The following is an 11,112-nucleotide window of genomic DNA, read 5'->3' as shown; positions in this document are numbered from 1 at the left end:
AAATTGGCAATAATAAGGACTTGATATTGCAGAAAGGCCCCCTATGGATCGGTTATTGTCAATGCGGGTTTTCGAGAAGGTGATCGACGAAGGTGGCTTCGCCGCTGCTGCCAGGGCCATGGATATGTCGCCTGCCGTGGTTACCCGTTTGGTGGCGGATTTGGAGGATCACTTGGGTGCGCGCCTGTTGCACCGTTCCACCCGCCGTCTGTCCCTGAGTGAGGCGGGGGAGACCTACTTGGGGCGTGTGCGCGCCATTTTGCAGGACATCGACGATGCCGATGCCCTGGCCCAGTCGCATACGCAGGAGTTGGCAGGAACGCTGCACGTGCTGTCTACCCCGGTGCTGGCGACCCACGTACTGGCACCTCTGGTTGCCGGGTTCCGTGCGCTGTACCCGAAGATCGTGCTGGATATTTCGGTGGAGTCGTTCAAGGAGCCGCCCATTGAGGATTACGACATTACCCTGTTTGCCACGGACACCAGTTTTGATGGCGACGTGGTGGCGCGCAAGATTGCCAGCCCTCAAGCGATTCTTGTGGCCGCTCCGTCCTACCTGGCGCGCAAAGGCACGCCGCACAAGCCGCAAGACCTGTTGAAGCACGACTGCCTGCGGGTCAAGGGAGGTTCCTTTCCCACCCGCTTGTGGCGTTTGCAAAATGGAGACCGACCGGGTGAGTACGTGGACCTGGATGTCACCCCGGTGCTGTGGTCCAACCACGTCGACACTTTGTTGCGGGCGACCCTCGACGGCGCCGGCATCACCTCCACCACGTCCGCACTGGCTGCGCCCTACCTGGCCAACGGCGAACTGGTGCAGGTGTTGGCGCCCTGGATCGGTGGCCAGCTGATTCTGTACGCGGCGTTGCCCAGTCGCAAGTTTCTGCCGCAGCGCACGCGGGTGTTTTTGGACTACCTGTCTGAGCAAACCCGCCGGACACTGGAGGGTGTGTCTGTCGCGCCGCGCAACCTGGCGGTTTAGGAGAGTGGCAACTCCGCACCAAACTTGCTGCGTTTGATGCTGAAGAAGGCTTTGACATTGCGTACGTTGGCATCGTTGGTAAACAGACGCTGTGTCAGTGCCTGGTAGGTAGGCATGTCGCGGGCGTGTACCACCAGGCAAAAGTCCGGGCCGGGGGAGACGCGGTAGCACTGCTGTACGGCCGCGTCGCCCGCCACGCGAGCTTCAAACTCAGCCAGTGCTTCGGCATCCTGCCGGTCCAAGGTGATTTCCACAATGGCGGTCAGGCCATGGCCTATGGTTGCGGCCAATCGCTCCGGCTGCAGGATGGCCACCTGTTTTTCGATCAGCCCTGCATGGTGCAGGCGCTTGACCCTGCGCAAGCAGGTTGGGGGAGATGTGTGTACCCGTTCGGCCAGCGCCTGGTTGTTCAGGCTGGCATCGCGCTGCAGCTGGGCCAGCAGCAAAAGGTCGATAGCATCGAGCGACATTAATTCCATTTATTATTTATATATTGAATTTAATTTCAAAACAATATCTATATGAAATAAATATTCATTTATTGAAAAAATAAGAAAAAATATTTTTCAATTCCATGCCTACCATGCAGTCCATTGCTTGTTTGGAGACTGTCTATGTGTGGCATCGTCGGCGCGGTATCGACCCGCAATATTGTTCCTGTGTTGGTGCAAGGCTTGGAGCGGCTGGAATACCGGGGGTATGACTCCTGCGGAGTCGCGGTCTACGCCCAAGACGGCAAGTCCGGTTTGCGCCGCGCGCGCAGTACATCCCGCGTTTCAGAACTTGCCGCGCAAGTGGCCACCGGTTCGCTTGAAGGCTTGCTGGGCATTGCCCATACCCGCTGGGCGACGCACGGTGCGCCTGTCGTGCACAACGCCCACCCCCACTTCAGCCATGGCAGTGGCGCCGACGCGCACCAGCGTGCCGGCCGCATCGCCTTGGTGCACAACGGCATCATCGAAAACCACGACGAGCTGCGTGCCGCACTCAATGCCAAAGGCTATGTGTTTGTCAGCCAGACCGACACCGAGGTTATTGCGCACCTGGTGGACAGCCTGTACGACGGTGATTTGTTCGAAGCCGTCAAAGCCACGGTGCGCCAGTTGCACGGTGCGTACGCGATTGCCGTGTTTTGCAAGGACGAGCCGCACCGTTTGATTGGTGCGCGTGCCGGCTCGCCGCTGATTCTGGGCGTGGGCAAGGATGGACAGGAACACTTTTTGGCCAGCGACGCAATGGCGCTGGCCGGGGTGACGGACCAGATCGTCTACCTCGAGGAAGGCGATGTGGTGGATGTGCAGCTGGGCAAGTACTGGCTGGTGGACAAGGCGCACAAGGCGGTAACCCCAGCCCAGCGCCCTGTGAAAACCGTGCACGCCCACAGCGGTGCTGCCGAATTGGGTCCGTACCGTCACTACATGCAAAAGGAAATCTTCGAACAGCCACGCGCCATTGCCGACACCTTGGAGGGGGTGGAAGGCATCGTTCCCGAGTTGTTTGATGCACAAGCCAACCATGCTCCGGGCAGCAATGCGGCGCGCGTGTTCAAGCAGATCGACAGCGTGCTGATCTTGGCCTGTGGCACCAGCTACTACAGCGGTTGTGCTGCCAAATACTGGATCGAGAGCATTGCCAAGGTGCCCTGCAATGTGGAGGTGGCCAGCGAATACCGCTACCGTGATTCCGTGCCCAACCCCAATACCCTGGTGGTCACCATTACCCAGAGTGGGGAGACCGCTGACACCTTGGCGGCCCTGCGCCATGCACAAAGCCTGGGCATGCGGCATACCCTCACCATTTGCAATGTGGCGACGAGTGCGATGGTGCGCGAATGCAGCCTGGCCTATGTGACACGCGCCGGGGTCGAGATTGGTGTGGCCTCTACCAAGGCCTTCACGACCCAGTTGGCCGGACTTTTTTTGCTGACACTGTGTCTAGCCCAGGCCAAAGGCCGTCTGAGCGACGCCGATGAAACCCGCCACCTGAAGGCCATGCGTCATTTGCCTGCGGCATTGCAAGCCGTGCTGGCACTGGAACCCCAAGTCATGGCATGGGCGGAGGATTTTGCCAAGAAAGAAAACGCCTTGTTCTTGGGACGCGGGCTGCACTACCCGATTGCATTGGAGGGCGCCCTGAAGCTCAAGGAGATCAGCTATATCCACGCAGAGGCCTACCCGGCGGGTGAGCTCAAGCACGGTCCGCTGGCGCTGGTCACAAGTGACATGCCGGTTGTGACGGTGGCGCCCAATGATGCATTGCTGGAAAAACTGAAAAGCAATTTGCACGAGGTGCGTGCCCGTGGCGGCGTGCTCTACGTCTTGGCGGACGCCGACACCCGCATTGAGAGTGGTGAAGGCCTGCATGTGATTCGCATGCCCGAACACTACGGCGAGTTGTCGCCGCTGTTGCACGTGGTGCCTTTGCAGCTATTGGCGTACCACACGGCCTGCGCGCGTGGCACGGATGTGGACAAGCCCCGGAACCTGGCCAAGAGCGTGACCGTGGAGTGAGAGGCGGACAGAACGGATTACAATACAAATGCGAATTATTGTTATTTGCGTTGTAACCACAACGTTCGTGCCACCCTTTCTTGATTCGGGCTTGCCTCATGAAAAAAAACCTGTCTTTTCCGTTGGTACGCGCTGCGGCGCTGGCTGCTAGTTTTTTTGCTGCCTCCTTGGGCGCTTCTGCGCAAAGCGCGCCGGATGGCATCGTGGTCTACAACGCGCAACATGCCAGCCTGACGCAAGCCTGGGTGGACGGATTTACGCGTGAAACCGGTATCAAGGTGACCGTGCGCAATGGCGGCGACACCGAGCTGGGCAACCAGCTGGTGCAAGAGGGCGCTAACTCGCCAGCCGACGTCTTTTTGACCGAGAACTCCCCCGCCATGGCCTTGGTGGACGGTGCGGGCTTGTTTGCGCCGCTGGACCCGGCGACCCTGGCTCAAGTGGCACCCAACTTCCGCACGGCCCATGGCCGTTGGGTGGGCATTGCAGCCCGTAGCACGGTGTTTGTCTACAAGAAAACCAAGTTCACACCTGCGCAATTGCCAAAGTCCATGCTGGATTTGGCCAACCCGGAGTGGAAGGGACGCTGGGGCGCTGCGCCTGCGGGCGCTGACTTTCAGGCCATCGTCAGTGCGCTGCTGGAGCTCAAAGGGGAAGCCGCAACGGCAGCCTGGCTCAAGGGCATGAAAGAAAACGTCGTCCCTTTCAAGGGCAACAGCATTGCCATGAAGGCGGTGAACGCTGGACAGGTGGATGGCGCTTTGATTTACCACTACTACTATTTTGGCGACATGGCCAAGACTGGCGAGAACAGTGAGAAGACCGGCCTTCACTACTTCCGCAACGAAGACCCGGGAGCTTTTGTCAGCATTTCTGGCGGTGGTGTGTTGGCTTCCAGCAAACACAAATCCGAAGCCCAGGCCTTTGTGAAATGGATCACAGGCAAGGGTGGCCAGGAAATTTTGCGCACCGGCAGCTCGTTCGAATATGCGGTGGGTGCAGGTGCCCAGTCCAATCGCAATCTGGTGTCCTTGGCTGAACTGCAGGCTCCCAAAGTCGAGCCTTCCAAGCTCAACAGCAAAAAGGTCTCTGACCTGATGACCCAGGCTGGCCTGCTGTAATCCTGCTTTGACCGCTTCTTCGATTCGCGTCACCACGCCGTTGCTGCGCATCGCGCAGCAACGGCGTTGGTCGTGGGTGACGGTTGCTGCTGTGCTGGTCACGTTGGCGGCCCTGTTGCCACTGGGCTTTGTCGTCTGGGTGGGTATCCAGTCGGGCTGGGCTACGGTGTCGGCGCTGGTGTTCCGTCCCCGCGTTGGTGAACTGTTGGTCAACACCGGATTGCTGGTGTTGGTCACTGTGCCCATTTGCGTGGTGCTGGCGGTGGCCTTGGCCTGGGTGACCGAACGCAGCGATCTGCCAGGCGCACGCACCTGGGCGTGGCTCGCCGCGGCACCTTTGGCTGTTCCTGCGTTTGTGCATAGCTACGCCTGGATCAGCCTGGTGCCTGGTTTGCATGGCTTGGGCGGCGGTGTGCTGGTGTCGGTGGTTGCCTATTTCCCTTTTCTGTACCTGCCGGTAGCGGCGGCTCTGCGCAGGCTGGACCCTGCAATGGAAGATGCCGCCGCGTCGCTGGGTGAAGGTCCCTGGGAGGTGTTCTTTCGTGTGGTACTGCCGCAGTTGCGTCTGGCAATTTGGGGCGGCGCTTTGCTGGTAGGCCTGCATCTGCTGGCCGAATACGGCTTGTACGTCACGATCCGTTTTGACACCTTCACCACAGCCATCGTGGACCAGTTTCAGTCCACCTACAACGGCCCGGCAGCCAATATGTTGGCAGGGGTGCTGGTGGTGTGCTGTTTTGTGCTGCTGGGTGTGGAGTCTGGAACCCGCGGGCACGAACGCTATGCCCGCGTGGGAGCGGGTTCGGCCCGGCAACCACAGCGCAGCCGCCTGGGGCGTCTGACCGCGCCATGCCTGTTGCTGCCCGTAGTGACTGCTGTGCTGTCCTTGGGCGTGCCTTTGGTCACGCTTGGGCGCTGGCTGGTGGCGGGCGGCGCAGGCGTATGGAACCTGTCCGAGTTGGGTCCTGCGCTGTGGCAAACCTTGGTGCTGGCGCTGGCTGGCGCGTTGCTGACCACTGTGGTCGCGGTGCCCATGGCGTGGCTTTCCATACGCGCACCAGGGCGCGTGCAGCGCATGCTGGAGGGCGGCAATTACCTTGCCGGCGCCTTGCCAGGCATCGTGATCGCTTTGGCTTTGGTGACCATCACGGTTCGAGTGGCACTGCCGATTTACCAAACGGTGGTTACCGTACTGGTGGCCTATGTGCTGATGTTTTTGCCGCGCGCGCTGGTCAGCCTGCGCGCCGGTATTGCCCAGGCGCCGGTGGAGCTGGAGCAGGCCGCGCGCAGCCTGGGCAGATCCCCAACCCAGGCGCTGTGGCACATCACCATGCGGCTGGCGGCTCCTGGTGCCGCCTCAGGTGTGGCCATGGTGTTCCTGGCCATTACGAATGAGCTCACCGCGACGCTGCTGCTTTCGCCCAACGGCACGCAAACCCTGGCCACAGCCTTTTGGTCCCACAGCAGTGAGATTGACTACGCGGGTGCCGCCCCCTATGCGCTGATCATGGTGCTGCTGTCGCTGCCCCTGACTTGGCTGCTTTACCTTCAATCCAGACGCATTGCCGGACGATGACAACCCTTGACCTGCACGCAGTGCACAAAACCTATGGCGCAGTGACTGCACTAGCCGGCATTGACTTGCAGGTGAGTGAGGGCAGCCGTACTGCCATCGTGGGCCCGTCGGGCTCCGGCAAGACCAGCTTGTTGCGCATCATTGCCGGGTTTGAAGCGCCCGATGCGGGCCGGGTGTTACTGGGTAACCAGCTGCTGGCAGATGGTCCGGCCATCGTGCCAGCGCACCAGCGCGGCATTGGCTATGTTCCGCAAGATGGAGCCCTGTTTCCACACCTGAGCGTGGCAGACAACGTGGGCTTCGGACTGCCCAAACACACGCCACAGCGCGCCCAGCGCATCGCGGAATTGATGGACATGGTGGCACTGGACCAGCCCATGTTGCAGCGCCGCCCGCACGAGCTGTCTGGCGGTCAGCAACAACGTGTCGCGCTGGCCCGCGCGCTGGCTTTGCGGCCGCGGCTCATGCTATTGGACGAGCCTTTTTCGGCACTTGACACCGGTTTGCGCGCAGCCACGCGCAAGGCCGTCGCACAGCTGTTGCAATCGTCCGGTATCACTACGATTCTGGTGACCCATGACCAAGCCGAGGCGCTCTCCTTTGCCGACCAGGTTGCTGTGATGCGTGAGGGCCGTTTGGCGCAAGTGGGGCGTCCACTGAACCTGTATTTGCGCCCCACGGACCCGGCGACGGCTAACTTCCTGGGTGAGGCCGTAGTCTTGCCTGCGCAGCTGTCTGCGGGCTGGGCCGAGTGCGCGTTGGGCCGTGTCGCCATCCACGATATGCAACGCAGTGGGACGGGGCAGATCATGCTGCGCCCGGAGCAATTGCAGCTGAATGAGGTGACTGCCAGCGGAGCAACCACCGCCGGAGCCAGTGCTTGCCTGGGTACGGTGCTGGAAGCAGACTTTTGCGGGCCGGTATCCGAGTTGACCGTACGCTTGCTCGCGCATGAGGGTACCGCGCCCTTGCTGGTCCGCACTCCCGGTCTGCACGCCCCCGCCGTTGGTGCCACGGTCAGCATCTCGGTACAAGGCCATGCGCATGTATTTGCGCCTGCTGGCTGAGTCGGCATCCCTTTACCCCGTCTTTACACAGCAATGTGCGCCAAGCCTGCGCAAGCTTTTTAGAATCGCGCTCGTCATCCACTACCGGCCAATGCCATGGACCCGCATAGTTCCAAGCCTTCGCCCGAGTTGAGCACCGCATAACACTCTTCTTCGTATGCGTTCGCCAGATTCGGCACGGAGGCAAATTCATCCGTGCCCGGCGAGCCAGGCAAGCGATCCCATGAACATCGTTTGCCTTACGCCTTGGGCTATTCACAGTCTGGCGCGACACGCGCATATGCATGCTGGCATGTCTGCCAGTGGCACAAGGAGTTTTCATGGTGACCCAAACCGCCAAAGAATTTGTACGCCGGCTCGGCCCTGGTCTGATCACCGGGGCTGCGGACGACGACCCCAGCGGCATTGCCACCTATTCGCAGGCAGGATCTCAATTTCGCTTCGGGCTGGTTTGGACCTTGTTGGTCACCACCCCGTTGATGATTGGCATCCAGATGTTGTCAGCTCGCATCGGTTGGGTGACCGGCGAGGGGTTGGCTGCCAACATCAACAAGATGTTCCCGCGCTGGTTGACCACGGGCTTGGTCAGCCTTCTGGTATTGGCCAATACGATCAACATCGCGGCCGACATTGGCGCAATGGGCGAAGCCATGCGGCTGTTGGCCGGCGGATCGCTCGCTCTGTACGTGGTGGGCTTCGGCTTGCTGTGTATTGCTACCCAGGTGTTCTTCTCTTACGAGCGTACCGTGCGCATCCTCAAATGGCTGACGCTGGTGCTGTTTGCCTACGTGGCCGTGATTTTGACGGTGCGCGTGCCCTGGCGACAGGTTTTTGCGGAGTCACTCCGGCCCTGGCAGTTTTTCCCGCGGGGTATGTCTCTCAAAGATTACGCCGCCATGGTGGTGGCCGTGCTGGGCACCACCATCAGCCCCTACCTGTTCTTCTGGCAGGCCGCGCAAGAAGTCGAAGACAACAGCCGTCGACCAGACGCGCGGGCTTTGCGGCTGCATCCAGAATATGCGGCAGAGCATTTGTCCCGCATCAAACAAGACACCTTTGTGGGGATGACTTTTTCCAACGTCATTGCACTGTGCATTGTGGTGGCCACCGCCGTCACTCTCAATCTGCAGGGCATCACATCCATCCAGACCTCTGCGCAAGCAGCGGAGGCGCTACGGCCTGTGGCGGGTGAGTTCGCTTTTGCAGTATTTGCATTGGGCATCATCGGCACCGGTTTGCTGGCCGTGCCGGTGCTGGCAGGTTCTGCCGCTTACGCGGTGAGTGAGTTGTACGGCTGGACGGCGGGGTTGTCGCACGATTTTCATGAAGCCAAGGGCTTCTATCTGATCATTGTGGCCGCTACCGGGATAGGCACACTCATGGGCTACCTGGAGGTGGACCCCTTGCAGGCCCTGGTTTGGAGTGCCATTGTCAACGGTGTCATTTCTGTTCCCATCATGGCGGCACTGTTGTGGATTGGCCAGTCTCAGCGTTTGATGGGATCGCATACCATCGGCCGCAAACATCGCTGGTTGGGCTGGACGGCGACCATGGTGATGGCTGCCGCAGTGATCGTGATGATTGCCACCAGTTTTTAGATTCGCACAGGAGGAATGGATATGGACATTGATCCGCTGGAGATCGTTGAGACGGCCCAATCGGGGGCGCGCAAGCCGCGGGCGGCCTGGTTGAACCCAGCCGTCGCCATTACCGTGGCGCTGCTGGCCACGTTCATGGGCATTTGCAAGGTCAAGGATGACAACATCGTTCAGGCCATGCAACAGGCCCAGGCCGACAAGCTGGACCACTGGCAGTTTTACCAGGCCCGCAATATCCGTGAAGAGGTAGCCAAGTCCACCCTCGTGCAATTGCGCTTGCAGGCGCTGGCCGCCACGCCCACGCAGCAAGCTGCCTACACTGAGCAGATCCAGGCGTACGAGACCCTGGCCAAAGAGCAGAACAGCAAAAAGGATGAGCTGAAAGGCCAAGCCGAGAAGGATCAGGCCAACTACGACGCACTCAACTACCGCGACGACCAATTCGATCTGTCCGATGCATCGATCGCCATCGCCATCTCTCTGCTTGCGGTGGCATCGCTCACGCAGCTGCCCTGGTTGTACCTGTTGGCCTTGCTGCCTTCGGGATTTGGTGTTGCGATGGGTGCTGCAGGCTTGGCGGGCTGGGCGCTGCACCCGGACGGATTGATCAAACTCCTAAGTTAGGGTGGGCGCATGAGGGGCGGAAGGTAACACTCTGCAACACAGTCGGCGCGCGGACAACGCCCTGCGTTGCATGGGGGCGGGGCACAAACGCTATGCTGTTTGTGCCCCGCAGCCTTGCGGTTTGCCGTTCCTTCCCTGTTTTGCAGAAAGCCCTTCATGCGCACTGTCTCCGCCCCTTTCGCCCTTGCCGCCCTGACTCTCCTGACGCAGGCCAGCTTCGCCCAGGCAGCTGAACAGCGCAGCACGCTGGATGACCAGCAAGAGGTTGCCGTCACCATTTACAACGAGAACCTGGCTCTGGTGAAAGACCAGCGCCGTGTGTCGCTCAAAGCGGGTGCGACCGCGCTGGCCTTTCGCGATGTCAGCGCACGCATGCGCCCGGAGACGGCGCTGCTGCGCAGTGTGAGTGCGCCCGGCAGCTTCAGTGTGCAAGAGCAGAACTTCGACTTTGATTTGCTCACCCCCCAGAAGATGCTCGAAAAATATGTGGGTCGTACCGTGAACGTGGTGCGCACCAACCCAGCCACCGGCGTGGAGAGCAGCGAAGTCGCCACGGTGCTCTCGGCCAACAACGGCGTGGTGCTGAAGATTGGACAGCGCATCGAGACTGGCATACCGGGCCGGCTGGTGTTTGGCGATGTACCCGCCAATCTGCGGGACCGCCCTACGCTGGTCATGGCCTTGGACAACACGGGGGCGGTCCAGCAGGATGTGGAGCTCAGCTACCTCACAGGTGGGTTGGCCTGGAAGGCGGACTATGTGGTGGAGCTCAATGCCAGCGATGACAAGCTCGACATCTCCGGCTGGGTCACCCTTACCAACACGAGTGGTGCCAGCTACCGCAATGCCAAGTTGCAGCTGGTGGCCGGCGATGTGAACCAGGTGGCGCCGGAAATGCTGAGAGGCGGGCTGGTAAGGCCCATGGCGGCCCCCTCCATGGCCGTGGCCAAGGATTCACGCATGGCGGAAGAGTCCCTGTTTGAATACCACCTCTACACCCTGAGCCGCCCCACCACCATCGCCGAGAACCAGACCAAGCAGGTCGCGCTGTTGTCCGCCACTGGCGTACCTGCGCGCAAGGAGCTGCTGCTGCAGGGCAATGACTATTACTACCAGGGTGCTTCCGCTGAACTGGGCCAGAAAATGAAGGTGGCCGTGTTCGTGGAGTTTGACAACAAGGAAGCTGCGCACCTGGGCATGCCCTTGCCCAAAGGCGTCTTGCGGGTCTACAAGAAAGACGGCGCAGGCAATGCACAGTTCATCGGCGAAGACCGCGTGGACCACACACCCAAGAACGAAAAAGTACGCCTCAAACTGGGAGAGGCCTTTGATGTGACGGCCGATAAAAAGCAAACCGATTTCAAGAAGCTCAGCGGCACCAGCAAATACAACTACGTGTTTGAAAGCGCTTATGAGCTGGTGCTGAAGAATGCCAAGAAAGAGGCCGTGACGGTGACCGTGCAGGAACCCGTGCCCGGTGACTGGCAAATCCTGAGCACCAGCCACAGCTACACCAAAGGCGCTGCCAATACCGCAGTTTGGAAGGTCAATGTACCTGCGGAGGGCAGTACTGTTTTGACTTATCGCGCACTGGTTCGCTATTGACCCTGGTGTGCGCAGCTTGGATACTGGCC

Annotated in this window: 9 protein-coding genes; 8 read left to right on the top strand and 1 reads right to left on the bottom strand. The window is 60.3% G+C overall.

The annotated features are described in order from the left end of the window. Positions 1–43 precede the first annotated feature (43 nt). A complete protein-coding gene (locus AC07OE_RS17790) occupies positions 44–982 on the top strand; it encodes a LysR family transcriptional regulator (RefSeq protein WP_495071903.1) in 939 nt (312 codons plus the stop codon). Here the strand turns inward: AC07OE_RS17790 and AC07OE_RS17785 are convergent. Beyond that, complete coding sequence (locus AC07OE_RS17785; RefSeq protein WP_495071902.1) at positions 979–1,461, bottom strand: Lrp/AsnC family transcriptional regulator; 483 nt, start codon at positions 1,459–1,461, stop codon at positions 979–981. The two genes, AC07OE_RS17790 and AC07OE_RS17785, sit on opposite strands and share 4 nt — an antisense overlap. Before the next feature lie 135 nt (positions 1,462–1,596). Between AC07OE_RS17785 and glmS the strand changes: the two genes are divergently transcribed. From glmS to AC07OE_RS17750, 7 genes are all read left to right on the top strand, one after another. Continuing rightward, on the top strand, positions 1,597–3,492 hold the full coding sequence (glmS, locus tag AC07OE_RS17780; protein WP_495071901.1) for a glutamine--fructose-6-phosphate transaminase (isomerizing): 1,896 nt from the start codon (positions 1,597–1,599) through the stop codon (positions 3,490–3,492). A gap of 98 nt (positions 3,493–3,590) precedes the next feature. Beyond that, entirely contained in the window at positions 3,591–4,613 is a 1,023-nt protein-coding gene (locus tag AC07OE_RS17775) for an iron ABC transporter substrate-binding protein (protein WP_495071900.1), read from the top strand. A gap of 7 nt (positions 4,614–4,620) precedes the next feature. After that, the gene (locus AC07OE_RS17770; RefSeq protein WP_495071899.1) at positions 4,621–6,189 is read left to right on the top strand and encodes an ABC transporter permease; all 1,569 of its coding nucleotides are present in this window, start codon (positions 4,621–4,623) and stop codon (positions 6,187–6,189) included. Then, a complete protein-coding gene (locus tag AC07OE_RS17765) occupies positions 6,186–7,256 on the top strand; it encodes an ABC transporter ATP-binding protein (protein WP_495071898.1) in 1,071 nt (356 codons plus the stop codon). The genes AC07OE_RS17770 and AC07OE_RS17765 overlap by 4 nt, the downstream gene beginning before the upstream one ends. Positions 7,257–7,576: 320 nt before the next feature. Beyond that, positions 7,577–8,854, top strand: coding sequence for an NRAMP family divalent metal transporter (locus tag AC07OE_RS17760; protein WP_495071897.1), 1,278 nt, complete (start codon positions 7,577–7,579; stop codon positions 8,852–8,854). A gap of 21 nt (positions 8,855–8,875) precedes the next feature. Beyond that, the gene (locus tag AC07OE_RS17755) at positions 8,876–9,478 is read left to right on the top strand and encodes a DUF4337 domain-containing protein (protein WP_495071896.1); all 603 of its coding nucleotides are present in this window, start codon (positions 8,876–8,878) and stop codon (positions 9,476–9,478) included. A 156-nt stretch (positions 9,479–9,634) separates the two neighbouring features. After that, positions 9,635–11,083: a DUF4139 domain-containing protein gene (locus AC07OE_RS17750; RefSeq protein ID WP_495071895.1), complete on the top strand. Its 1,449-nt coding sequence runs from the start codon at positions 9,635–9,637 to the stop codon at positions 11,081–11,083. Positions 11,084–11,112 lie beyond the last annotated feature (29 nt).

The organism is Rhodoferax sp. GW821-FHT09E07, from assembly GCF_059416145.1.
This window is presented reverse-complemented; position numbering and strand designations above follow the sequence as displayed.

Excerpts from the sequence above, each read along its gene's own strand:
- AC07OE_RS17755 (WP_495071896.1), top strand. The coding sequence starts at position 8,876 with ATGGACATTGATCCGCTGGAGATCGTTGAGACGGCCCAATCGGGGGCG.
- glmS (WP_495071901.1), top strand. The coding sequence starts at position 1,597 with ATGTGTGGCATCGTCGGCGCGGTATCGACCCGCAATATTGTTCCTGTG.
- AC07OE_RS17775 (WP_495071900.1), top strand. The coding sequence starts at position 3,591 with ATGAAAAAAAACCTGTCTTTTCCGTTGGTACGCGCTGCGGCGCTGGCT.
- AC07OE_RS17750 (WP_495071895.1), top strand. The coding sequence starts at position 9,635 with ATGCGCACTGTCTCCGCCCCTTTCGCCCTTGCCGCCCTGACTCTCCTG.
- AC07OE_RS17765 (WP_495071898.1), top strand. The coding sequence starts at position 6,186 with ATGACAACCCTTGACCTGCACGCAGTGCACAAAACCTATGGCGCAGTG.
- AC07OE_RS17760 (WP_495071897.1), top strand. The coding sequence starts at position 7,577 with ATGGTGACCCAAACCGCCAAAGAATTTGTACGCCGGCTCGGCCCTGGT.
- AC07OE_RS17790 (WP_495071903.1), top strand. The coding sequence starts at position 44 with ATGGATCGGTTATTGTCAATGCGGGTTTTCGAGAAGGTGATCGACGAA.
- AC07OE_RS17785 (WP_495071902.1), bottom strand. The coding sequence starts at position 1,461 with ATGGAATTAATGTCGCTCGATGCTATCGACCTTTTGCTGCTGGCCCAG.